General features: G+C 60.3%; 17 protein-coding genes. 4 read left to right on the forward strand and 13 right to left on the reverse strand.

Annotated features, from left to right (window positions below):
* Positions 1-86 precede the first annotated feature (86 nt).
* Positions 87-1025 carry an IS110 family transposase gene (locus ACILSO_RS24095; protein ID WP_395740028.1) on the forward strand — a complete coding sequence of 313 codons (939 nt, stop codon included), beginning with the start codon at positions 87-89 and terminating at the stop codon, positions 1023-1025.
* 204 nt (positions 1026-1229) lie between these two features.
* Here the strand turns inward: ACILSO_RS24095 and ACILSO_RS24100 are convergent, their stop codons facing one another.
* From ACILSO_RS24100 to ACILSO_RS24115, 4 genes are all read right to left on the reverse strand, one after another.
* Positions 1230-2279: an MlaD family protein gene (locus tag ACILSO_RS24100; RefSeq protein ID WP_395740029.1), complete on the reverse strand. Its 1050-nt coding sequence runs from the start codon at positions 2277-2279 to the stop codon at positions 1230-1232.
* Between the two features lie 48 nt (positions 2280-2327).
* The gene (locus ACILSO_RS24105; RefSeq protein ID WP_395740030.1) at positions 2328-3125 is read right to left on the reverse strand and encodes an ABC transporter ATP-binding protein; all 798 of its coding nucleotides are present in this window, start codon (positions 3123-3125) and stop codon (positions 2328-2330) included.
* Between the two features lie 2 nt (positions 3126-3127).
* Complete coding sequence (locus tag ACILSO_RS24110; RefSeq protein WP_395740031.1) at positions 3128-3964, reverse strand: MlaE family ABC transporter permease; 837 nt, start codon at positions 3962-3964, stop codon at positions 3128-3130.
* Between the two features lie 99 nt (positions 3965-4063).
* Complete coding sequence (locus ACILSO_RS24115; protein ID WP_395740032.1) at positions 4064-4768, reverse strand: hypothetical protein; 705 nt, start codon at positions 4766-4768, stop codon at positions 4064-4066.
* A 225-nt stretch (positions 4769-4993) separates the two neighbouring features.
* Here ACILSO_RS24115 and ACILSO_RS24120 point away from each other — a divergent pair, with 225 nt between their 5' ends.
* The 3 genes from ACILSO_RS24120 (at position 4994) to ACILSO_RS24130 (ending at position 10743) form a co-directional block, all read left to right on the forward strand.
* Complete coding sequence (locus ACILSO_RS24120; RefSeq protein WP_395740033.1) at positions 4994-5434, forward strand: 23S rRNA (pseudouridine(1915)-N(3))-methyltransferase RlmH; 441 nt, start codon at positions 4994-4996, stop codon at positions 5432-5434.
* Positions 5435-5569: 135 nt separating this feature from the next.
* Complete coding sequence (locus ACILSO_RS24125; protein ID WP_395740034.1) at positions 5570-8551, forward strand: PAS domain S-box protein; 2982 nt, start codon at positions 5570-5572, stop codon at positions 8549-8551.
* Between the two features lie 125 nt (positions 8552-8676).
* Positions 8677-10743: a hypothetical protein gene (locus ACILSO_RS24130; protein ID WP_395740035.1), complete on the forward strand. Its 2067-nt coding sequence runs from the start codon at positions 8677-8679 to the stop codon at positions 10741-10743.
* Between the two features lie 33 nt (positions 10744-10776).
* Here the strand turns inward: ACILSO_RS24130 and ACILSO_RS24135 are convergent, their stop codons facing one another.
* From ACILSO_RS24135 to ACILSO_RS24175, 9 genes are all read right to left on the reverse strand, one after another.
* Entirely contained in the window at positions 10777-11214 is a 438-nt protein-coding gene (locus ACILSO_RS24135) for a hypothetical protein (RefSeq protein ID WP_395740036.1), read from the reverse strand.
* Complete coding sequence (locus ACILSO_RS24140; RefSeq protein ID WP_395740037.1) at positions 11215-11553, reverse strand: hypothetical protein; 339 nt, start codon at positions 11551-11553, stop codon at positions 11215-11217.
* Positions 11554-11569: 16 nt separating this feature from the next.
* Positions 11570-13639, reverse strand: a complete 2070-nt coding sequence (locus ACILSO_RS24145; RefSeq protein WP_395740038.1) for a hypothetical protein — start codon at positions 13637-13639, stop codon at positions 11570-11572.
* Positions 13640-13760: 121 nt separating this feature from the next.
* The gene (locus tag ACILSO_RS24150) at positions 13761-14477 is read right to left on the reverse strand and encodes a YebC/PmpR family DNA-binding transcriptional regulator (protein WP_395740039.1); all 717 of its coding nucleotides are present in this window, start codon (positions 14475-14477) and stop codon (positions 13761-13763) included.
* A 285-nt stretch (positions 14478-14762) separates the two neighbouring features.
* On the reverse strand, positions 14763-15254 hold the full coding sequence (locus ACILSO_RS24155; protein WP_395740040.1) for a hypothetical protein: 492 nt from the start codon (positions 15252-15254) through the stop codon (positions 14763-14765).
* Positions 15255-15399: 145 nt separating this feature from the next.
* Complete coding sequence (locus ACILSO_RS24160) at positions 15400-15867, reverse strand: hypothetical protein (RefSeq protein ID WP_395740041.1); 468 nt, start codon at positions 15865-15867, stop codon at positions 15400-15402.
* A 100-nt stretch (positions 15868-15967) separates the two neighbouring features.
* Entirely contained in the window at positions 15968-21598 is a 5631-nt protein-coding gene (locus ACILSO_RS24165; RefSeq protein WP_395740042.1) for an excinuclease ABC subunit UvrA, read from the reverse strand.
* Positions 21599-21680: 82 nt separating this feature from the next.
* Positions 21681-21989: a type II toxin-antitoxin system RelE/ParE family toxin gene (locus ACILSO_RS24170; protein ID WP_395740043.1), complete on the reverse strand. Its 309-nt coding sequence runs from the start codon at positions 21987-21989 to the stop codon at positions 21681-21683.
* A gap of 249 nt (positions 21990-22238) precedes the next feature.
* A complete protein-coding gene (locus ACILSO_RS24175) occupies positions 22239-24422 on the reverse strand; it encodes a thioredoxin domain-containing protein (RefSeq protein ID WP_395740044.1) in 2184 nt (727 codons plus the stop codon).
* Between the last annotated feature and the right edge of the window lie 9 nt (positions 24423-24431).

Consider the following 24431-nt stretch of genomic DNA (forward strand, 5'->3'; position numbering starts at 1 on the left):
CCCGTCTCCCTGCCTCACGACATGGCACGGTGTTCGAATAACAAGGCTGATCCACCCCAATACCAACTCCACCCCCATCCTCCACCATGTCCCCTGACATTGTCCACCTCGGCGTTGATGTCTCCAAAGACTCCCTCGACGTCCACTTTCTCACCGAGTCCTTCTCGGTGGCCAACACCGCCGCCGGTATCCGCCAGCTGCTCAAACGCATTGCCAAAAATCCATCTGCAGCCAAGGTCCATGTTATCTGCGAGGCCACCGGCGGCTACGAGCGCCTCCTGGCTGATGCCATGCACCGCGCCAAGGTGACCCTCAGCGTGGTCAACCCGCGTCTGGTGCGCGACTTTGCCCGCGCCAAAAACCGCCTGGCCAAGACTGACCGCATTGACTCTGCCATGCTCGCCCAATATGGCGCTGTGATGCGCCCGCAGCCGACTGCTCAGCCTGATGCCGCCACCCAGCGTCTGGCGCTTCTGGTCGCACAGCGTGACAGCCTGGTTGAGGAGCGGGCGCGCCACAAGACACGCCTTTTGCAAACCACCGAGCGCTGCCTGCAGGCCGTGGCGCGCCGTGTCATCACCTGCCTGAGTTCTGAGATCGACAAGATCGAGCAGCTCATGCGCAAAACCGCCGCCGCCAGCGCCGCCCTGACAGAGAAGTCCGCACGACTCGACGAAGTGGTGGGCGTCGGCTGGCGCAGCGCCCTGAGTCTGTGTGCGCAGATGCCGGAGCTTGGCAGCCTCAACCGGGCCCAGGCCGCAGCGCTCGCAGGGCTGGCTCCTTTCAATCGTGACAGCGGCCGCTGGCGCGGCCAGCGCCATATCAGCGGAGGTCGCGCCCCGGCGCGTCGCACGCTTTACCTCGCATGCCTCTCAGCAGTGCGCAAAAATACTCTTCTCAAAGCCTTTTACCAGCGGCTGCGCGCTGCTGGCAAGCCCGGCAAAGTCGCGCTGGCGGCCTGCTCCCGAAAGCTTGTGGTGCTGCTGAACAGCTCCATTAAAAACCCAAAAATGAGCCTTGCTTAAAACACAGTTGCTGGAGTGCTCCAGTCCTCTGGAGCTTTGCGCAGACCACGAGACTTCCGAAAGCGCCGGAGGTCCGGCGCACTCCAAAACGCTTCGCGCTCGCGTCTGCGCTGTTGGTCATGACGCCGTCCCTGCAGACCTGCTTTCAACGGAACGTGGTATAACTTCTTATGTTCGCTGGCTCCCTGGGGGCGAAGTGAACCCTTACCTGAAGATTCCTTTCTTCGGCGGTGCGCCTTCCAGCTGCTTTTTCGCTTCTTCCGCGCGCATCTTTTCCGCCGTGTCTTTGTACCACAGCGGGCCGTTGACCTTGAAGTTGTAGATCAGGTCGCGGAAGTCATTCATGAGGCGCTGGTCGTTTGAGAGTGCTCCCAGCAAGCCTTTGCCGGCAGAGATGTTCGCAGCCGCAGCAGCAAAACCATCGGCGGCTTTGCGGATGGACTGCAGGGAGGCGTCAGCTTCGGCCATCACCTTGTCTGCCTTGGTGATCGCGGGGTCCAGCTTGTCAAACATGGGTCCGAGTCTCTTGCTGGACTCCTCGATGTTTTTGGCTGCGCTCTTGAAGCTGGTCGCGGCGTCCTTGAGTTCGGAAAGCGCGGTCTTCAGGGTCTGCGCGTTTTCTTCCCCGAGCACCTTGTCATCCACCCGCTTCAGGGTGTTGTTCAGGTGCTCGATGCCTTCTTTGAAATGGAGGATTGTCGTGTCGGAGAGCGCTTCTTTGTTCACCTTGCTCATGGAATCCTGCACGTCTTTCAGGGCCACGCGCACATCGTCCAGCACCACATCGACCTTTTTGCCGACTTTTTCAGCCTGCGTCTGCAGGTCGTTCAGCCCGCCACCTTTTTCACCTTCGATGATCTTGTCATAGTCATGTGGCAGGAAGACATCGGTCTGCTTGCCGGTCGGCTTGATCTCCACCAGAGCGTCGCCCATCAAACCCGCGGAGCCGATGGCAAACGTGGCGTCTGCGGGGACCATCACGTCTTTGAAGAGCTCCAGATCCAAGATCACGCCTGTGAAGGTTTCATTGAGCTGTGGCTTTTTGTCCACCTTGCCCACGCGCGATCCGCCGAGGAAGACCGGAGAGCCTTCCTTGATGCCGGCGGCATTCGGAAAGGCCACACGCAGGTGGTAGGTGTCCTTGAAGACTTCGCGCACACGCCCAAACGTGAGGATCAGTCCGCCGAGCAGCAGCAGCCCGACGAACAAGAATAGTCCCACGAGCATTTCGGTTTTTTTGTCGCTGTCCATCATGAGAAGAAAAGAAAAGGGGGATAAAGAATGGGGATGAAAGAGCGGGGTTCAACAGGTGATGTCGGAACGACCGTTGATGAAATTCTGCACGATTTCATCGTCCGTCTTGCGCAGTTCATCAGGCGTGCCGAGGAAGCGGATCTCGCCACGATACAGCATGGCTACGCGGTTGGCGATCTTGAAGACGCTGCGCATGTCGTGAGTCACGATGATGGAGGTGATGTTGTAGCGCTTCTGCATGCGCGCGATCATCTGGTCGATGATGTCCGAGCCAATGGGGTCCAGGCCCGAGTTCGGCTCGTCGTAGAGAATGCACTCGCTGTGGTCAATGATGGCGCGGGCGATGCCAGTGCGCTTGCGCATGCCACCGGAAAGGGCGGTCGGATATTTGGTGCGGTGCTCGTCCAGATCCACCGCCTGCAGGGCTTCACGCACGCGGCGGTCGATCTCCGCGCGATCCCGCACACCATGCTCCAGCAGCGGGAAGGCCACGTTTTGCTCCACGGTCAGGTTGTCAAACAGCGCGGCGCCCTGGAAGAGCATGCTCACCTTCTGCCGGATAGGCGCCATCTCGCGTTCCTTGAGCCGGTTGACATGCACGCCATCGACAAAGATCTCGCCTTTGTCCGGTTTGATGAGGCCGATGATGTGCTTCATCATCACGGTCTTTCCCTCACCGCTGGGACCGATGATGCACAGCGTCTCGCCATGCTGCAGCGTGAGGTTGATGCCCTTGAGCACTTCCTGCCTGCCAAAGCGTTTGTACACGCCCCGCAGTTCAATGAAGTGGGGGCTGCCATTGTTCTCGGCAGGAGACGGCGTCGTGCTGGGAGGTGTGTCAGCCATGGTCAGACGGTGCCGATGGGGAAGATGTAGTTCAGCAGCAGGGAGAGGAAGAAATTGACGATGAGCATGACCAGCGAGGAGATGACCACCGCACGGGTGGTGCCTGCGCCCACTCCCACCGCTCCGTTTTCCGCCGACAGACCCTGATGGCAGGAGATCAAAGTGATGAGCATGCCAAACACGAATCCTTTGATCATGCCAATGTTCAGGTCGTCCATGTTGGTGTGCTCCAGCATGTGGTTGAGATACCACGCGGAAGGCATGTCATAGCCAAAGCTCGTCACCAGGTAGGAGGCAAACAGGCCGAAGGAAATGCTCTCCGCCACGAGAAAGGGCATGGACACCATCATCGCCAGGAAGCGCGGCAGCACCAGGTAGTCGACCGGATGCACACCCATCACGCGCAGGGCATCCACCTGCTCCGTCACCTTCATGGTGCCGATGTCTGCCGCCATGGCGGCACCCACGCGGCCGGCCACCATCAGCCCTGCCAGCACGGGGCCCAGTTCACGGCACAGCGCCACGGAGACCACCGCGCCCACCGTCGTTTCAAAGCCGAAGTCCTTGAACTTGGCGTAGCTTTGGAAGGTAAACACCGCGCCCGTGAACGCTCCGGTCACAATCACCACCGCCTGGGAGCCGTAGCCGATCGCCACGATCTGCTGCGCCACCAGCCGCAGACGCCACACGCCCGACCGTACGGCGATCGACAGCTCGCGCATGAGCTCTGCGAGTTGTCCGAGATAGGCGAGAAAATGTAAGAAGGTGCGGCCCGGGAGTGTCAGCAGGCCTGAGGGGAAATCCATTACGCGCGGATCATCGCATGTTGTTGGCGTCATGGCAAATCACGGAACTGCCAGGAGAGAAATGAAAAGCCCCGTCATGGATCTCTCCAGACGGGGCTCAGGCACCGAAGTGCGGTATAATTTCAGCGAGTGCTACTGCGGCGGCACGCGGAAGAGCTTGCCGGTGTAGGGACACTTGACTTCCATGCCCACGGGCAGGCCGGTCACATCCACCAGCTGGTGCTTGGCGGCAAACGGGCTGTTCACGAATCCAGGACGTCCGGCTATCGGCGTGCCGTAAGGCAGTTCGGGCGCAGGGGCAGCCGCCGTGGAAGGTGCCACAGGTGGCGTGGTGGCCGGCGCGGAAGGAGCAGGCTTGGTCATCGCAGCCACGTTGGCGTTGGCATCCACGGGAGTGGTCTTCGGGCGCTCAGGCGCGGGCTGCGGCTTCGTACGGTTGACGGCGAGGTTGTTGGAGGCGCTCACGCTGCCGGGAACCAGGAAGGGACGCTGGGTGTAGGGGCACACCACCTTGGAGCCTGCCGACATGCCGCGCACATCCACCAGACGCGGAGGGTTTGTAAACGGAGTGCGCACGTAGCCGGGGAGATCCGGCACTGCCTGGGCCACAGGCATCGTGGAGGCGTTCAGCATCGCTGGAGGAGGCGTGGCTGGACGATCTGGACCTACCACTGGGATCGGAGTCGTCACAGGTGCCGGAGACGTATGCACCATGGCCTTGGTTCCCGGGTTGGCGCCCAGCGGACGGCTTTCCTTGTGCATGTAGTACGTGATGAGTCCACGACTTTGAATCTCATGCCATGCCTCGCGAGGCGGAATGGCACAGGATGCGAGCATGAGGCCCGCCAGACTGGCTGTAGCTAGACGGACCGTTGGGTAGGATGCTTGTGACATAGGCAAGGGAACTGTTTATTTTTGAATTAGCATTCTCATTTTAACGATCTTTTTAAATTATGCAACAACAAGGATGGTACCGGTATACAACAATATTCATTTTTATTAAAACGACTATAATATCATCACTTGCCTTGTATGCAGGGCCATGTCGCTCTCCATTAACGCATGCAATGGCGCATCATCACCGTCGGTAAACCCGGGCACTCCTGGGTCAAAGAGGCCGTGGACCTCTATTCCAAGCGCCTCCAGCACTACAGCCAGTTTGAGCACGTCATTATCAAGGAGGGTCCCCTGGACCGCGTGGAAAAGCAGATCGAGACCGCCTGCGGCCAGGATCTTTTCGTCCTACTGGACGAACGCGGCAGACAGCTTCGCAGCACGGAAATGGCCCGGTGGATCGAAAATGAGGAGATCTCCGGACGAAAGAGGATCTGTCTTGTCATCGGCGGCGCGGACGGGCACTCCCCGGAGCTGCGTTCCAAAGCCAAAGTGACGTGGTCGCTGTCCACTTTGACCCTGCAGCACGACATTGCCTGGGTGGTGCTGATGGAGCAGGTCTATCGCGCTTATACCATCATCAGGCGAGAGCCTTATCACCGTGAATGATTTTGCTGAACGCATACAATGATGAATTTTGGGTCTCGGCTCGTTTATTGCTGAAGTGAGTCGCAAATCTTTGTATTTTCGCCTTGATGATAACTTGAGAGAACCTAAATTTCAAATTTTCTCAACTAATCGATCATGTCCTCCTCAGTCCTTAAAAATGTCATTCATCCCAAGGGGCAGACGGCTCCTTTGGAGAAAGGGCGTGAAGAGGAGAGGGAGAAGGATTCGCGCCCGATCACCTCAGCAGCTGCCGATTCCCCCCGGACTGAGTCGGAAGACATGGAGCTCGTGCTCGGTGTGCTGGTGGAGAACGCTCCGGTGGCCATGGCCATGTTTGACCGCAGCATGCGCTACATGCTGGCAAACCGGCAGTGGATCGCTGAATTTGGCCTGCAGCAGGTGCAGCCGATCGTCGGCAAGAGCCAGTATGAGATCTTTCCCGGCCTGCACCCAGGCTGGCGGCAGGTCTATGAGCGCGCCCTGCAGGGGCACATTGTCCGCAGCGAGCATGATGCCCTCAGCGGGCCCGACGGCCGCCATTTGGTTTATCGCTGGGAAGTACGCCCCTGGCGCAAAAAGCGGGATGCTGCCGTCGGTGGCCTGATGGTCACCTGCGAGAAGTTCAGCTCGCGCCAGGCTTCCTCGGAAGACCAGTCTGCCGCCATTCCTGCATCCGAGGATCATGACAGCATGCCTCCCGTGGCGAAATCGCCTGATCCGCTGGACTGCGCCATTCCCATGCTGGTGCTGAATTCCAACGGCGCCATTCTGCGTGCCAACGTCGCCGCCTCCCACCTGGCGCTGGACAAAGGCATTGTGGAAGGCACCACCTGCTTTTGGGAAGTGTTTGGCGAAGGCCGCGACTACAGCGCCCTGCGTCAGCAGACGCTCGATGCGCTCACACGTGCCACGATGGAGCAGGCCGTTGTCCCCGGCTGCATCATCACACATCCGAATGATGAGGCGATCGACCCTGCCACGCCTTCGCGCTGGCTGGTGTCTGCTCTGGCGCGGAAAGGCGGAGACGAGTTTTCCCGTCAGTTCATGCTCATGGGCTTCTCCGCCCAGACCGCCGTGGAGGGTGTGACCCGCTTCACCCCGCCTCCGCTTCCCGCTCCGCCTCCGGTCGTGGCGCCCCCGTCTTTTTTCCCCGCCACAGCGCTGGTGGATGATGAAGCGCTGAAGCGCACCGAGAACGAACTCTCCCGCGCACGGCAGGAACTGCGCACGCTCGCCGAGGCGCAGCAGGCTTTCTCCCGGCGCGAATCCCGCCTGCGCAGCTACCTAGAAGGCGTGCCCTGCGGCGTTTTCGTGCTGGATGAACGGGGCATGCCCGTCTTTCAAAACGAGCGCCTGGCCAAGCTCCTCGGCAGGCCCCTCGAAGCAGAGCAATCTGTGGAGACCTGGCTGGCACATGCCTGTCCCACCGAGGAGCACCGCAGCCAGGTTGTGCTGGCCTGGCGTGAAAGCGTCTGGCGTCGTCAGCTCACGCGCACGGTGTCGCTCGCCACGGCGGATGGCTTGCTCAAGGAACTGGAGTTTCATCCCATCGCCCTGCCCGGCGGCGGTCTCCTCGTCAGCATTCAGGACACCACGGAGCACACCCGCCACGAAGAGCAGCTCCGCAGCATGGAGGCCAAGCTTCGCACGCTCATGCAGGGCAGCCCCGTGGCCATCGTCATGACGGACAAGGCGGGCGTCATCTTCGAAGTCAACCAGCATGCCGAAGAGCTGCTCGGCCAGGCCAAGTCGGAGCTGCGCCGCTACCCTTTCGATGCCTGGCTCGATCCAGAAAGCGCCACGGCTCGGCGCGATGCCCTGCGTTCTCTGCAAAGCAGCGGGCGGCAGGCCGAAGCTCTCGGGGTTCGCATCAAGCGCTTCGATGGCACCGTCTCCCGCGCCATTCTTCACCTTGCCGCCGTGCCGGATACCCAGGGCGAGATCCATTGCACCATTCATTACCTTCAGCAGGTAACCGAGCCTGCGGTGACGGCAGCGGCAGCTGCTGCGCCAGCCGAGCAGCGGCCCGCTCCACCCTCCCCCCGGTCCACGGCCGCCATCTCCGGCCCCACAAGCGCCGTCCTCCTCACCACGGACGCCAATGGCCGTGTGCGCACCTGGACCGAGCACGCGCAGCAGCTTTTTGGTCTTGAGTCTGCCGCCGCCATCGGCCGGCCTCTGCACCAGTTTTTCCGACCTTCAGATGCCACCGGTTTCTTCGCGGACATCGCCGAGCAGGCCGCCGACCCGGAGTCCGTCGTCCAGCGTCCGTTCTTTGGAGGCAATGGCAAGCGCGGGGAAGTCCAGACCAGCGTCCGCATGCTGGATTCAGGCGGGGTGGAGCTCTCGTCCCACTTCACGGCACGGATCGAGACCCCGGCCTCTGCTCTTCCATCCTCCGCGCCAGCGGCTGCTTCGGTGTTGACGGCGGCTGTTCCGCTGGCGTTCCAGGTGGTGTCCCCCTCCAGCCAGCGCTGGCCGGTGGTCGATCTGGAGCGTGAAAAACTCCTCCTCACCGAGACGCATCATCGCATCAAAAACCATCTGCAGATCATCTCCAGCCTGCTCAACATGCAGATCAACGGGGTGAGCGACCAGGACGCCCGCAATGCCCTGCGCTCCAGCCAGAATCGTGTGCGTGCCATCGCCGCACTGCATCAGCATTTGTATCAGGTCGCCCTTGGCAAAGGAGACACCTTCAGTGACTTCACGCGCGATCTCGTCACCCATTTGCGCGAGTGTTATGAAGTCAGGTCGGAGCAGATCCGCGTGCACCTCGAAGTGCAGGAAGGCTCCATCGAGCAGGAGTGGCTCATGCCGCTGGCGCTGACGCTGAATGAAGCCCTCTCCAACTGCTTCGAGCACGCCTACCCGCACGGACGCCACGGGCAGGTCTCGGCCATGCTGACCTACACGCATGGCAGCGGCGAACTCGTCATCCGGGACGACGGCATCGGCCTGCCCGCCGGTTTTCATCCGGGAGAGGGCAGCGGTTTGGGCCTCAAGATTCTCGCCGTCTTTGCCGAGCAGATGCGCGGTCAGCTCTTTGTCCAGGGCTACCCCGACCAAGGCACCGAAATCAAGCTCCGTTTCCCGCTCGGCTCGCCGGAACTCTGAGGTTTGGCACTGAGCCATTCATGGCACGGATGCCTGAGCTGTTTCTAAACCTTCTCGCCGCATATTCTTTTTGCGAACTCTCTGGCTTCCATGACATTGGCCGCGTGCTCACCCCACCCACGGCCTTGATGCGCCTCCTTGCGTTTCTGACGCTGGGTGTGAGCGTCGTCACAGCACAGCCCGTCACCACGCGGACGGACAAAGTCGCAGGCCTCATCAATGACTGGTTTGCCAAAGGCACCGCCGCGGGGCTCTCGGCCATTATTTATGAAAATCGGGACGGCCAGCACTCGCCGCTGAACACCGCGCTTTATCCGCAGCTGCAGGTGTTCAAAGCCGCCGGCAATGAAACCGGCGCCGCCACCCAAGTCCGTTCCCAGCCTCTCCTCGGCAACTGCTCCATGTCCTCCGGTGCCACGCAGCTAGGCTGCCTGCCACGGCTTTACATGATGGATCCTGCCGGCAACCGGTTCCTCGCCCAGCAGTACCTTTCGAACAACCTCTTCGTCTACCCGGAGCATCAGGACTATGACATCGGCGCCAACGGCGTCGGCGGTGGTTATGGCGATCTCCTGCCCCTCAACACTCCCTGCCTGCTCATATCCCAGGGGTCTTCATTCACCGACCAGCCCTTCCTGCAGGCTCTGCTCTCCACCACCGCCGCCTTTTCTCCGGACACGCAGAAGCTGCTCATCGAAAAGCACCTGCTCATGCCCACCCTGCAGTCCATTTTTCGCCGGTCCAACAAGCAGGTGCAGACCCCCGAGGACTACTTTTCCGGCAAGGCCCATCCTCCGGTCTTTGATGGCAGGCAGATCGACGAGGAAAAGATGGTCCGGCTTGCCCATGAGATGACGCCGGCAAACGTTCCTCCGGTCGTCCTGCTCCGCGTCATTGAAGAAAGCCAGATCGAGCAGGGGAAGAATTTCTTTGAACTCCTCGGCCCGTACCCCTGGCAGCTTTCAGACACACCGGTCTCCATCGCCCGCATTCTCCGGGGCAATGAGGCCGAGCACAGCATGCTCATTGGCTTTGAAAAAACGGTCAATCTTTTCAAAGCCCCGCTGCAGATGCGCGCCACGATTTTGCAGGGAGACCCGCGCTTCGTGCACATCGAGCAGAAGAACGGTGGCAATGCCATGCGTCTCCGCGTCCGCTGGCAGCCGCCCGTCACCGCCACCACCGGCATCCGCAGTCATCGCATCGATATCGGCATCTTCGCGGACAATGGAGCCAGTGTCAGTGCGCCCGCCATCCTCAGCTTTTACATGCTGCCCAATGAGATGCACTTCTACGACGAAAAGGGCCGCGTCGCCGAGATTCATTATCAGACGCACAATCCAGACTACGGCCTGCCTGTCACCGAGACCGACCCCCGCTGGGTGAAGATCCTCCTCGCCTTCAGCCTGAAGGACACCAACCTCCGCAGCCGCCTGCTGGAACAAATCCTCTCTCCCGAAGAACGAGCCGCCCTGCAAAAACAATATCTCGCGCTCAAGCCCCAGCTCGAGGCCTTCACCGCCGCCGAGCGCGATGACAAACGCAAGGATGAAGCCGCAAAGATCCGCTCCAAACTCGGCGAAGACATCAGCACCGCCTTGAAGGCCATCGCCGTGGAAAAGTCCGGCCTCACCGTGCGTGCCACCATTGAAAAAGTGCTCAACACCATCGGCGCGTTTCAGTCGTTTTACATCGGCTCGCAGAGCGAGCTCGACAAACTTGCCACGACATCAGCCAAATCCACCGCCGTCGCGGACGTTCGCGCGGAGCTCCACCGGCTCATCTCTCAGGGCGTGCTCGTCGAGCAGGCCTCCGGCCATTTTGATACCGTGTCCCCACCGGACAAGCTGTCTCTCGGAGAGCGCTACATGCTGCGCGGGCTCAACCTCACCCTTCTCAGCCAGGTGCTCTTTCCTGACGTTCTCGAGCGCTCCACCGCCCCCGCCTACGTCAGTCCCCGCCTCACGACTCCCAAGCTGTGGCGCGATGTCTACCGCTACGATCCCGACACCGGCGCGCTGCAAGGGTGGATCCGCTACACCGACTCCCGCATCGCCAACTTCGATGCCGAAGGCCGCCTCCTGCCCGACGGCCCCAAAGGCAAAGCCGTTCCCGTCATCTATCTGAAAAACGACAAGGACCTGCTCACGTGGCGCGTCCAGGCGGAACCGGCTCCGGTGTCGCCTAAGTGAGGCGGGGCATGGGAATGTGGAAGGTGAAGCCCGTCACATGTTCCAAAAAAATACATTCACCTCCGCTCCGTCCTCCAGGCATGTTTCATACTGTTTCTCAGTGGGTTCTGCTTGCGAGAAAATTCCCGCTCCCTTCCCATTCCGGATTTGCCCGACCCTGCAGCCGCAGAAAGTTTCACTGAAACCCCACTTACGGTTCGGCAAAATTTGAGCGATTTTCATGAATTGCCGCAGCGTCGTTCCGCGTGGCACATGATGCACACCCGGCTTTCTGAATCCAGTGCGCGCCGTCACCGCAATGGTCTGCTCACTCCGTCGACCATACTCAGCTTTGGGCCGCGGCAGGTTCGCATTAAACACATAGCAGCCCGGCAGGCAGCAGATCATCAGCGCGAAACAGAAAATTCTCATGAGCATGAGGCGTGAGTGGGACCATTCGCGTTTTCGTTGAATCAAATCAGGTCGTTTCAATCAGTGATGGAAGAACGGCAGGTTGCCGCTCTGCCACCAAAAATACACCGGCACCCGTGCAGCGCTCAGCAGCAGCCACCCCAGCCATCGGGGGCGTTCTTTTGTTGCCGTGAAACCAAGAAGAACCAGCAGAGACGCTGCAAAAATGAGCCCTGCCTGAATGATCAGCCATAGCATCATCGCCATGCCATCGCCCGGGCCGTCTTCGTCACTGAAACAGGCCCAGCACCACAGCAGGTCCACGGCAGCCACCAGTCCACCCGCCAGAAACAGCCAGGGAATGCGCCTCCAAAGGGTCAGGGGCCGTGAGCCGGGAACAGACGGAGGCGAGGCAGTCACGCCGTTTGGGTTCAGCTCAATCATAGCTCAGCACATCGTGCATCTCCCATGACGCACGCGCTTTTCCGGTACCGTCTTCACTCCACAGGCGCAGGTCCAGTGCTCCCAGCGGCTCCAGCCACTTCAGAGCTGTTTTCAAATCATCCCCGCCGCCACCCTGTGCCCTCGCCGCTGCAAACTTCTTCAGGAACTCCCGCAGCTTGGTGATGTTCAGTTTCACGCGCATGCCAGCGGCTGGGCCGCCACGTGGCTGCTGCAGGAGTTCCGCCATACGGCTCTGCTGCACACGTGAAGTGCCGAGCATGAACAGACGGTCGTTCAAAGACGCGCAGGGCGCCAGCTCCCGCGAATCAAACGGCAGCTCATACACATAGCTCGTCAGGTCACCGCTGCGCTTCACCACCGCCGTCGGCAGCACGATCGGCTGCGGCAGAGGCACGCTCTTCAAAAGCTGCTGCAACGATCCCTCCATGTTTTGCCATGACACACCGATCAGCGCCCGGTTCTTGATCTCATGCACGGTGGCAAAGCGTGGCAGCGGCACGGCATCGCCACCGGGTGGCAGGCCTGGCAGCTGCGGCATTTTTCCGCCCACATCGAGAATGATCGCTCCATCGCCGCTCAGCGCTTTCTGCCAGATGGTTTTGGTGCCGTCATATACATCCAGCACACGGGGCAGCAGCATCTGGTCCGCCATTTTGTAAATCTCCGCGGACTGAGCACCGCCCACGCCCGATTTGATCAGCTCATGCGCCGTGGCATGCACCGTGCGCATCCACGCTTCAAAATAGGCTCTCCCCACGCCAGTGTTGGATCCCTGACCACTCACGCCGAGCACCAGCTCTGGCTCATCCAGCAGCGCTTCGAACTGCGAGGTCCTGCTCATCTCCTCCGTATCCGTTTTGGAAAAGCCTCCGGTCATTTCCATTTGCACGCCGCCCTCCCACCACGCCACCGCCGCACCCGGCGTGTGTTCGCTGTGGTAATACGCACGCTCAGCCGCCGCCAGTTCGATCACTGCCGGCTCCAGAGCGGCCGCCATGCCTGCAAACATCTTCTCCGTCTTCAGCCCCGCCAGCAGCCCGCGCACGATCGGCTGAAACGGATGATCCGATTGGAGCACATCCAGAAAAGCCCCGTTCCAGCACGCGATCACTCCCAGCCCCTTCTGCGCGTGCGCATCCAGGACGCGCATTTCAGGGCGTGCCATCACAGATTCCTCCACGGAGTTCGCCAGCCGGATCTGATCTTTTGATCGGCCCACCGCCAGATACGCGCGCTGCGTGCCCAGCCCCATGGCCAGCACCCACTTCTTGCGCGCCAGCACCTCCAGCCCGCGCGCGATCCGGTCCTGCATTTCCGGCGTCAGCCCCGGCACGGTCTTCACCAAAACATCCAGCCACTCCCGGCGCCGCTCCACGGTCAGCACTCGCTCCATCGCGATCTCATTCACCGTGATCTTCTCTCCCTGTGTTGTCACGATGCGCGACTGCGGCGCATCTCCCAGCCAGTCCGCCAGATGCAGCAGATCACTCATCCGCCTCAGCACCTTCTCCGGCTCCGGCGATGCCACTCCGATCATCACCGGCGGCATTTCAAACCGCTCCAGCAGCAGGATCAGCGACTCGAGCACTTCGGGGTCACGCAGCGCTGCGTCCATCAGCTTCTTTGCGTCAAAGCTCGTCCCAAGGCCCGCCAGAACGCCTCCGCTCATCATGCCGCGATATGCCGTCTCGTTGTAAAGATCGTTCAGCTGCCGCAGCAGCCCCAGGCTCTTCACGCTCTCCGGTCCAAACGCCACAAACGCATCGTCCACCGCGACGGCCTCGGGCGATCCTGACGCCGGCAGTTTGTCCTCCACAAAGGCGTGCATCTGCCCCCACCAGCGCGATGTCGTCAGCGCCTCCACGTGCTTCTTGAGCTGCACGCTGCTCAGGCAAAACTCCACATCCACCGGCACCCTTCCCGCAAGTCCGAGCTTTTCAGCCTCCGTCAGCAGCGTCGGTTTTACCACAACGGGCGCCGCCGGTGCAGCGGGGGCCGCCGACTTCCTCTTTCCACAGCCGGAAAGAAGCAGTGCCACCATGCAGACTGGCACAGCTCGAATCATCCATCCCGCACGCCGATGCCTCACCCGTGATTCGTTTGGGGTTCGGCATTCATTCGTCATTCGGAGGTCGGTCTGGATTCGCTTCGCTCGGCCGTCATCACTTCAGCGCAGCATACACCCGGTGCACATCGTCATGTCCATCCAGGGTTTGCAGGAAATTCGTCACTTCCTCACGCTGATCTTCGGCCAGCTCCGGGTACTCCTTCGGAACATAGCTCATTTCCGACGTTGTGATCTGCCAGCCCGCCGCCTTCAGCGCCTTGGTCACCGCATCCAGCGTCGTCGTCTGCGTGAAAAAGCGCGCACCGATATGGCCCGCCGCCTCTTCATCCTCCACTTCCATCGGCTCGACATTTTCGGCTTCGGCATTCAGCGCCGCCTCTTCGATGTCCAGCGACTTGTCCGCATGATGAGCCTCGATCAGCCCCACATGGTCAAACATCCACAGCACCTTGCCCATGCTGCCCGCGCGGAAAAGCACGCGGATTTCCGAGGAGGTGCGGTTGTTGTTGTCCGTGAGGCATTCCACCACCACCGGCACGCGGTGCGGGGTGAAGCCTTCATAAATGGTCGTCTCATACTGCACTGCATCCGGCCCGGTGCCCGAGCCCTTCGCGATCGCGCGCTCGATGGTGTCCCGCGTGACGCTCTGCTTCTTCGCATTCGCCACCGCGGCGGCCAGACGGGCATTGTATTCCGGGTGCGGGCCGCCCAGCTTCGCCGCCACCTGGATTTCACGCACCAGCTTGCCGGTGATCTTCCCCTTTTGGTCCGCGGCCATTTCCCGCCATTTCTGTTTCCATTGTGCGCCCATGATGTGTGTCTGTTCAGTTCAAAGTTAGACCGCAATCAAAGGTGGGAGCGCGGGGAATGCAAGAGGCACAAAGCTCGGCCCACCTATGGAGCACCACGCTGCTCCGCTGCGCTCACATCCAAAGACAAAGTCGCCTTTGAAGCCGCCTGAATGCTTCTTGCTGCTCAGTTCTCCGGCTATGACGAGCTTGCCACACCAGAGAGATCGAGCCTCTGACCTCCATCCAGCGGAATGAAGGCATCCCTGTTGCCGCCTTGCTTGTGACTTGTCCTCGCATCGAGGTGGTCAGCTCCTTTTTCGGGGAGCAGGTATGCGCACCACCGTCTTTTTGTAAGCAGGCAGGATTTGGCTCTCCATCTGTTTAACGCACTTCTCCACGGCATCCATCACTTGATCGATGCTGTGCGGTGAGCCTTCGGGCTTATGCGCAGCCGAGGCGTCAATGGTCAGCGTGAGTGTCTGACTTGAGGGCGTCAACTTTGCCGAGATCACAATGCCATAAGAGGCCGCGATGTTCACATTTTCAGGCTTCGCCCATTTGGCTGCGCTCGGGGGCAGGTACTCGCTGCAGATGAGGCCAAAGTCGCCGTCGGGAGCGCCGCCCGCTCTCAACACCGGCACATCCAGGATGATGATGGGTGGGAATTCCTCGGTCTCGTCGGACAGGCAGACGGGCATTTTCACCATCAGAAATGAAGTCGTGCTTGCCTGGGCCATTGAGAACAAGAACGAAAGTAAAAGCAGAGAGGCTCTCATGAAGAAAGCCTCTCCGACCACCGCCTTTTCTGCAAGAACAAACCAGCCTTACAAAAACCGCGCTGTTTGGCTGGCCTTGCACTTCTTCACCTGCACGGGCTTTCCGGTGGCCATGACTTCACCGGCTTCGGAAACTGCCAAAGACCTCACGCAGGTCATTCCCTGTTCATTTCTGGGCGGTCTTCACCTTGAAAGTGACCTTTATCTCCTCATCAGGTCTGACTTTTGTCATCGATTTGGCGCATTTCAGCACAACATCCGTCACCTCATCAATGGTGAAGGGATAACCTTTGGGTATTTTCGCCGTGGAGGCATCAACCGTGATGATCCAATGCCATTTGCCATTTTCCTGGATCTCCTCCAGGTCAACAAAGATGCCGTATTCACACGCGATGTTGACGTTGGAGGGCTTGATTGTACTTGAAAGGCTGGGTGGAATGAAGGTCTGGCAGATCGCGTGGTATCGGGCGCTGTTGGTGTCCGAGGCATTCATCACAGGAATGTCCATGATCTCGATGGTGGCATCTGAGTCCGATCCATGCAGATAGATGGGCATCTTTACCGTCATCAGTCCGAGTGTCGTGGCGGATGCGGCCAACACGGCGAACGAAAGGACAAGCAGAATGGCTTTCATTCTGTCATTCTTTCAGAGCAGACCTGATCTTGCAATATTCATTTAAGACGATGGCTGGATGATGCGAATGATGTCAGGCGTATCGGCCGGCCTGAGCGCTTCACAAAAACCGCGCTGTCTGGCTGGCCTTGCACTTCTTCACCTGCTCAGGCGTGCCCGCCGCAACCAGCTTTCCTCCCTCAGGCCCGGCCTCTGGACCGATGTCGATGAGGTAGTCGGCTTCTGCATAAACATCCGGGTGATGTTCAATGACGACAACGGTGTGGCCTTCATCCACGAGGCGGTGCAGCACATCGATGAGGCGCGCGACGTCCTGCATGTGCAGACCGATCGTCGGTTCTTCGATGAGATACAAATTCCTCTTCCCCGCCACGGTGATGCCCTTGAGCCGCTCCTTCGTCGTGCGCCCGTCGCCGCTGCGCAGTTCGGTGACGAGCTTGATGCGCTGCGCCTCGCCACCGCTGAGCGTGGGGCTCGGCTGGCCAAGCTGCAAGTAGCCCAGACCGGTGTCTGCCAGCAGCCTCAGAGGACGTGCGATCTTCTGCACCGGCGCGAAAAACTCCGCCGCCTCCGTGATGCTCATGCGCAGCACGTCACCGATGTTTTTGTCGTTGTACTCAATCTCCAGCGTGGAGGGGTTGAACCGCTGGCCGTTGCAGGCTTCGCAGTGCACGCGGGTGGTTGGCAGGAACGCCATCTCCACTTTGATCTCGCCATTGCCGCCGCAGACTTCGCAGCGGCCGCCTTCAGTGTTGAAAGAGAAACGGCTCGCCGTGTAGCCGCGTGTGCGCGCCAGAGGCACCTGCGCGAAAAGATTGCGGATGTCATCCAGAATGCCCACGTACGTCGCCGGACACGAACGGCTGGTTTTGCCAATCGGTGATTGATCCACCTCATGCACCGTCTGCAGATTCTCAAACCCGCTGATGCTCTTCCATGTCTTCACAGCGGCCTTGCTCTTCGACTTGCTGATCTTCTCCCGCACCGCTGGTGAGAGCGCGCCATGCATGAATGAGCTCTTGCCGCTGCCGCTCACGCCGGTTAGCACGGTCAGGCGTCCGAGCGGGATGGACACGTCCACGTTTTTGAGATTGTTCACCGTCGCGCCGGTGACGGTGAGCCAGCCGTCTTTGGACTTGGCCGAGGGAAGGGGACGCCGTGAGCCGCGCACGGGATGCTGCAAAGGCGCTCGCAAAGTGGCGCCAGTGACGCTCTGCTTGTTCTTCAAAATCTGGGGCAGCGTGCCCTGTGCGACGATCTGCCCGCCAAACTTGCCCGCACCCGGCCCGAGATCCAGGATGGTGTCCGCACGCTTCATCGTCTCATCATCATGCTCCACCACGAGCAGCGAGTTGCCCTTGTCCCGCAGCGCGGTCAGCGTGTCGAGCAGCTTCTCATTGTCGCGCGGATGCAGGCCGATGGTCGGCTCATCGAGGACGTAGAGCACGCCGCGCAGGTTGCTGCCGAGCTGCGCCGAAAGCCGGATGCGCTGTGCCTCCCCGCCGCTCAGCGTGTCCGCGCTGCGGTTCAGCTGCAGATACCCCAGCCCCACCTCCTGCATGAAGTGCAGCCTTTGGGAAATCTCCTTCACAATGTCCCGTGCGATGATCGCCTCCGTGCCGTCAAACTTCAGCTTCTCCAGCAGCCTGCCAGCGTCTCCTGCCGTCAATCCCGCGAACTGCTGGATCTTGGTGCCCTGCAGCTGCACCGCACGGCCAATCTCATTGATGCGGCTGCCCTGGCAGCTTGGGCAGATCTCGCGCGGTTTATCCTCGTCATCGTCCGCACTTTCAAACCGGCGCTCTTCTTCAAGCTCGGCCTCCAGCACCGAGACATCGGGCGCACGGTCGCTGTGATCCGTCTTATGTCCCTTCAAGCCAAAGCCGCGGCACTCTTTGCACCACCCGTGCGGGCTGTTGAAGCTGAAGAGGCGCGGGTCCAGCTCTTCAAACGAAAGCCCGCAGGACGGACAGCTCATCTCCGTGCTCAGCACGTGCATCGTCCTGTCATTCAGGCGCAGCTTGATCGTGCCCTTGCCCATTTTGAGCGCGGCTTCGATCTGTGTGCGCAGCGCCTCAGCGTCATCACTCCTGGACACACGGGCGATCACCGCATCAATCGTGTGCTCCTTGAAGCGCTCCAGCTTTTTGAAGCCCATCGTGTCGCGGAACTCACCGTCCACCAGCAGCGTCTCGATGCCGTGCTTGGCCGCATGCTCCGCCACATCGGTATGGAAGCCTTTGCGCGCCTTGATCAGCGGCGCCAGAAGATGCCCGCCGCCTCCGCTGCGCAGGTGCTGCTGCACCGTTTTCAGGATGGCCTGCACGCTCTGCTTCTTCACTGGCACATTGCAGTGCGGGCAGTATTGCGTGCCGAGCTTGGCAAACAGCAGGCGGAAGAAGTGATACACCTCCGTCACCGTGGCCACGGTTGATTTCCCGCCGCCGCGCGAGATTCGCTGTTCAATGGCCACCGTCGGCGGCACACCGGTGATGAGATCCACCTCCGGCTTCTCCATCTGCTCCACAAAGGTGCGCGCATACACCGACATGCTGTCAAGGAACCGCCGCTGCCCTTCTGCAAAGACAAGATCAAACGCCAGCGAGGACTTGCCCGAACCACTCAGCCCGGTCACCACCACAAACTCATCCCGCGGAATGTCCACCGAGACGTTTTTCAAATTGTGCTCACGCGCACCACGAATGCTGATGGCGTTTGTGGTTTCTGGCTGCGCCACGTAGGCACGCGCCGGCGCCTCGGCCACACGACTTGAAACTTGAAACTTTGAACCTGAAACCAAGTCCCTGAGATAACGCCCGGTATGCGACGCACTGCACTCCGCCACTTCCTCCGGCGTCCCCGCTACGACCAGCGTTCCACCCGCTTCTCCACCTTCCGGCCCCAGATCAATCACCCAGTCGGCGCATTTGATCACTTCCAGATTGTGCTCGATCACCAGCAGACTGTGCCCCTCATCCACCAGGCGCTGCATCAGCTTCACCAGCAGCGCGATGTCATCAAAGTGCAGCCCCGTCGTCGGTTCATCCAGCAGCAGCAGACTTCCCGTGGTCGCGCCGGCAGGGTGCTCGATCAAATGCCCGATCAGCTTCAGACGCTGCGCCTCACCACCGGAGAGCGTGTTCAGCGGCTGCCCAAGCTTCAGGTATCCCAGCCCAGCCTCATTCAAAAGGCTGAGCTGAGAAACGATCTGCTTTGCCTTCTTCGACTCTTCAAACAACGGCCCGCCAAACCATTCCACCGCATCCTCTGCCGTCATGCCCAGCACATCGTGAATGCTCCGGCCATGCAGCATGATCTTCAGCGCATGCGGCTGGTACCGCTTCCCCTCGCACTCCGGGCAGGTCACATACAGATCGCTGAGGAACTGCATCTCGATCTTTTCAAAGCCGTTCCCCGCGCAGCGCTCGCAGCGCCCCTCGCCGGAGTTGAAGCTGAAAAAGCCCGGCATGATGCCCTGCGCTTTCGCATCTTCCGTCTCCGCAAATAACGTGCGAATGTGATCAAACGCGCCCAGAAACACCGCCGGTGTGGAACGTGGCGTGCGTGCCAGCGGCGACTGGTCCACCATCACCACCTCATGCAGCTGCTCCCAGCCCGTGATCTTGCTCACACGGCCCGGCTCTTCCTCGCACACCTCACCACGCAGTCTTTGCAAATTCCGATACAAGACATCATGCACCAGCGTCGATTTCCCCGACCCGCTCACGCCCGTGATGCAGCAGAAAACCCCCAGCGGAATGTTCACATCCAGCTTCTTCAGATTGTTTTGCCGCGCACCTTGGATGGAAAGAGTTCCCCCTTTCAGGTTTGAAGTATCAAGCTTGCCCTTGCGGCGCCCCTTGACCTCCACGGCCTCTGAACTTGAAACTTGAGACTTCAAACTTTGAACTGGCCTCCGCTGCGCGGGAACCGGCACGGACTTTCTCCCAAACAGATAATCCCCCGTCAGCGATTTCACCTTCGGCCCCAGCTTCTCCAGCGGTCCGCTGTACACCAGCTCCCCGCCCTTTTCTCCACGCCCGGGCCCGATGTCGATGAGATTGTCCGCGCTGCGCATCACCGCCTCCTCATGCTCCACCACCAGCAGCGTGTTGCCTTTGTCGCGCAGCCCTTCCATCACGCCAATCAGCTTGCCAATGTCACGCGGATGCAGCCCGATGCTCGGCTCATCCAAAACGAAAAGTGTGTTCACCAGCGAAGCTCCGAGGCAGGTCGTCAGATTCACGCGCTGCAGCTCACCGCCGCTCAGCGTGCGCGTCTGCCGGTCCAGATTCAGGTAGCCCAGCCCCGCGCGATCCATGTAGCTGATGCGGCTGGCGATCTCTCCGCGCAACATCGTCGCCACATGATCACTCGCCTTGATCGGCCACGACTGCACCAGCGGGTGCAGCTCGCTCACTGGCAGACGTGAAAGCTCTGCAATCGTGTGCTGCCCGATGCGGTAATTGTACGCCTCCTTCTTCAAGCGTCCGCCGCCGCAGTCCGCGCACTCGGTGTAGGCACGGTAGCGGCTCAGAAAGACGCGCACATGCATCTTGTAGCTGCGCGACTCCTGCCATTTGAAAAAGCCGCGTACTCCATACCACTCGCCTCGGTTGTAGGCCTCCTCCGGGTCGTCGCGCGTGCCTTCAATGAGCCACTTGCGGTCTTCTTTCGAGTAATCCTCAAACGGTTTGTGAATGTCCACCCCCCGCTTTCGCGCCGCGCGCTCCAGATCCAGCTGTGACTCACCATACGTACTGCCTTGAAACGGCCGCACCAGCCCTTGATTAATGCTCAGCGACTCATCGGGAATCGCCTTGCCCATGTCCAGGCCCAGCGTGCGGCCAAAACCCCGGCAGGTCGGGCACGCGCCAATCGGACTGTTAAAGCTGAACAAACCCGGAGTCGGCGCCGGCAGCGTGATGCCGCAGTCCGCGCAGGACCAGTCGGTGGAAAAGTGCCGCGTCTCTTCATCGATGCTCGCCGCCACTTTTCCTTTGCCATAGCGCAGCGCCGCTTCCAGCGCCTCGCTCACGCGTGCGCGCTGTTTGGCTTCCAAGGTCACACGGTCCTGAACCACCATCACCTGCGCCGGCAGCTTGCGGCTCTTGAGCGCGTCCGCGTCATCCAGACGAACCACATTCCCATACAGCCACACCCGCAGAAAACCCTGGGCTTGCAGAAACGCCGCAAAATCCGCCGTCACCGCATTCTTCGGCACTGGCACCGGAAACAAAATCAGCGCCTGCTTTCCTGCAAACGCGCCCAGCAGTTCGTTTAGAATGCTCTCCGGAGACTCCGGCCGCACCGTGCGATGGCAGGACGGACAAGTCGCCTCCGCCAGCCGTGGGAACAGCATTTTGAGGTAGTCATTGATCTCTGTGATCGTCCCCACCGTCGAGCGCGTGCTGCGCATGTTGTTCACCTGCTCAATCGCAATGGCTGGCGGGATGCCCTCGATCGCATCCACCTTCGGCTTGTCCATGCGCTCAAAGAACTGCCGCGTGTAGGGAGAGAACGTCTCCACATACCGCCGCTGCCCTTCCGCATAGATCGTGTCAAACGCCAGCGACGACTTCCCCGACCCGCTTGGTCCCGTGATCACATTCAGCTTCCCCAGCGGCAGATCCAGGTCCACCCCCTTCAAATTATTCTGCTTCGCCCCCCGGATGCGAATGACGTCACGCAGTGAATTTTTGGCGGCAGATTTTTTGGCAGTTCGAGACATGGAGGCGCGAGATTAACGATACGCCCCACACTCGCAAACGGGCGCTGAGGGATGGTGAAAAAGAAAAGAAGGGCGGATGTTCTCACCTGCCGTGCCAGTCTCGAATGCGTTTGCGTAGCGGCTGCAAATCACGCCTCATATCCACAAACGAGAGCACCACCACGCCTCGGTCCTCTGGCGAATAAATAATGCCATAACGATTCGCCACGAGCAGCTTCCGAGCAGGCTTTTCAAAGAAGCTGCCCATATGAGGCTGCGCAGAGAGCAATGCCAACATCCGCTGCACTTCAGCGATCAGACCCAGCCCGCTGTTTTCACGGGCATCTTCAAGTTGTTCAAAAACTTCCTGAAGTTCCCGTCCGGCTCCGGCAGTCCAAATGATTTCCATCATGCAACCTTCTGGCGGGAAAGAATCTTTCCTTTGAGGTCATCCCACGCAATACCGCTATCAGGGTCATCGCGAAAATCCTGGAGGCGCCGCTGCACCATCTCGCGCAAAGCCGGGTTTCGCTGCGCATCAAGAAGAGCGTCCAGGCACAGCTCCTCGGAAAGCTGGAGCTTTTCTTCAACACTCAGGGAGTGGAGGGATGGATGTTGCTCGATAACCATAGCGTTAAAATACGTGGGGGATGCCTCCTGCTCAAGGATTTTTCCCCAGCACCCCCTCCAGCCCCTCCGCCGTCGTCACCGGCGCCTGGCACGTAAAGTTCTGGCACACATACGCCGCAGGCGCCCCATTCACCGGCTTCATCCCCGCCAGCACTTCATTCTGCGTCCCGAGCCACTGCTGCCCGGCGCCGCCATCGGCGCAGAGAATCACCGCCGTGGGCAGAAAACGCCGCTGCACGTTCGCTGCCAGCGTCTTGAAACCTTCGCTCGCGGGATCTCCCGCCAGCACGATCTGCTGCTTGCCGCGGTGATGCATGTCGAAGGCGATGGCCATCACCGGCACGGAGGATGGACTGCTCTGCAGCGTCGAGCCAAACAGCGCAAAAATCTTCTCCGCCTGCTTCTTCCATTCATCCCTGGCCAGCAGCGCGCTGAGGCGCACGAGGTTGAGCGAGGCCAGCGAGTTCGGCGAAGGCTCGGCGCCGTCGTAGTCTTCCTTGATCCGCAGCACGCTGTTCGGCATGTCCGTGTGCACGCTGTAGTAGCCGCCGTGTTTTGTGTCGAGAAACAGCGCGTCCATCTCCGTCTGCAAAGCCGTGGCCCATTGCAGCCACTTCACGTCAAACGAAGCTTGGTACAGATCGATCAGGCCGTGAATCAGACACGCGTAATCAATCGCAAACGCTCGTGGTCCGCGCTCGCCTTCGCGCCAGGAGCGGTGCAGCTCCTTGCCCGGCGTGGTGCAGAGCTGGTCATGCAAAAACTGCGCGGCACCTGCGGCGAGCTTGATCATCTCCGCATCGCCGAAGGCCGCGCCAGCGCGAGCCAGCCCTGAAATCATGAGTCCGTTCCACGCGGCGATGACCTTGTCATCCAGATGCGGGCGCGGACGCTTCGCTCTCGCTTCCAGCAGCGTGGCCGTTCCTTTGTCGATGATCGCCTTGATCTCTTCCGGCGACTTCTTGAAGTATTCACCCGTCTTCTTGAAGGACGCCGCGCGGTACAGCGTGTTCAGGCCCTTGAGTTCGCCATGCGGATCGCTTTCAGCGCGCGCATTTCCATCACGGCGGGCGCCGTAGGCATAGCGGAAGATGCTGCCGTTCTCCTTGCCCAGCAGTTCATCGATCTCCGCCGCCTTCCACACGTAGAAGGCTCCCTCCGTTTTATGCTCCGCATCAGCAGCAGCCAGGCTGTCCGCATCTTCAGCGGAGAAAAAGCCCCCGTCCTTCTGCCGCAGATCCCGCTTCACATACGCCACGGTGCTGCGCACGATTCCTTCAAACATCGCATTCTGCGTGAGCTGCCAGGCCTCCGTGTACGCCGTGAGCAGCTGCGCCTGATCATACAGCATCTTTTCGTAATGGGGGATGTGCCAGTAGCCGTCCACGCTGTAGCGGTGAAACCCGCCGCCGAGGTGGTCCCGCATGCCGCCATTCGCCATGCCGCGCAGCGTCTTCACCGTCATCTCCATCGCCCAGTCGCTCTCGGACTGGCGGTCCTCGCCCTTCCTTTCCGCAAAGATGCGGTGGATGCGCATCAGCAGGTTCAGTGTTGTTGGCCGAGGAAACTTCGGCGCGCTGCCAAATCCGCCCTCGTGATAATCAAACGAGCCGGAAAGATCATCATACGCCTTCTGCACCAGCGTCTCGTGGTTGATGTCATCCAGCGCCGTGTTCTCGTTGTCCAGATGCTCCTGCAGCTTCTCCACGGATCTCGACGCACGTTCATCGATGCCCTTGCGATCCTCCGTCCACACCTTGTGCAGCTCGTTGAGCAGATTCTTAAAACCAATGCGGCCCGGCGTGTTCTCAGGCGGGTAATACGTGCCGCCATAAAACGGCTTCAGCTCCGGCGTCAGGAAGACGCTCATCGGCCAGCCGCCATGCCCGCTCGCCGCCTGCACATACGTCATGTAAGTCAGGTCCACATCCGGCCGCTCCTCGCGGTCCACCTTGATGGGAATGAAATTCTCGTTGATGACCTTCGCCGTCTCCTCGTTTTCAAACGACTCCCGCTCCATCACATGGCACCAGTGGCAGGTCGAGTAGCCGGAGGAAAGAAAGATGGGCTTGTCCTCCGCCTTCGCTTTCTTGAACGCCTCCTCCCCCCACGGCAGCCAGTTCACTGGATTGTGCGCATGCTGCAGCAGGTAGGGAGAGCTCTCCTTGGCGAGAGCGTTGGTAAATTTGGGGGGCTGGGCGGACGTTTCGCTCATGGCTGGGGG

This window comes from Prosthecobacter sp. (assembly GCF_044226605.1).
Taxonomy (GTDB): Bacteria; Verrucomicrobiota; Verrucomicrobiia; order Verrucomicrobiales; family Verrucomicrobiaceae; genus Prosthecobacter.

Bases quoted from the DNA above. Each gene is read 5' to 3' on its own strand.
- ACILSO_RS24095 (WP_395740028.1), top strand. From the start codon at position 87: ATGTCCCCTGACATTGTCCACCTCGGCGTTGATGTCTCCAAAGACTCC.
- ACILSO_RS24100 (WP_395740029.1), bottom strand. From the start codon at position 2,279: ATGATGGACAGCGACAAAAAAACCGAAATGCTCGTGGGACTATTCTTG.
- ACILSO_RS24105 (WP_395740030.1), bottom strand. From the start codon at position 3,125: ATGGCTGACACACCTCCCAGCACGACGCCGTCTCCTGCCGAGAACAAT.
- ACILSO_RS24110 (WP_395740031.1), bottom strand. From the start codon at position 3,964: ATGACGCCAACAACATGCGATGATCCGCGCGTAATGGATTTCCCCTCA.
- ACILSO_RS24115 (WP_395740032.1), bottom strand. From the start codon at position 4,768: ATGCTCGCATCCTGTGCCATTCCGCCTCGCGAGGCATGGCATGAGATT.
- ACILSO_RS24120 (WP_395740033.1), top strand. From the start codon at position 4,994: ATGCAATGGCGCATCATCACCGTCGGTAAACCCGGGCACTCCTGGGTC.
- ACILSO_RS24125 (WP_395740034.1), top strand. From the start codon at position 5,570: ATGTCCTCCTCAGTCCTTAAAAATGTCATTCATCCCAAGGGGCAGACG.
- ACILSO_RS24145 (WP_395740038.1), bottom strand. From the start codon at position 13,639: ATGGTGGCACTGCTTCTTTCCGGCTGTGGAAAGAGGAAGTCGGCGGCC.
- ACILSO_RS24150 (WP_395740039.1), bottom strand. From the start codon at position 14,477: ATGGGCGCACAATGGAAACAGAAATGGCGGGAAATGGCCGCGGACCAA.
- ACILSO_RS24160 (WP_395740041.1), bottom strand. From the start codon at position 15,867: ATGAAAGCCATTCTGCTTGTCCTTTCGTTCGCCGTGTTGGCCGCATCC.
- ACILSO_RS24165 (WP_395740042.1), bottom strand. From the start codon at position 21,598: ATGTCTCGAACTGCCAAAAAATCTGCCGCCAAAAATTCACTGCGTGAC.
- ACILSO_RS24170 (WP_395740043.1), bottom strand. From the start codon at position 21,989: ATGATGGAAATCATTTGGACTGCCGGAGCCGGACGGGAACTTCAGGAA.
- ACILSO_RS24175 (WP_395740044.1), bottom strand. From the start codon at position 24,422: ATGAGCGAAACGTCCGCCCAGCCCCCCAAATTTACCAACGCTCTCGCC.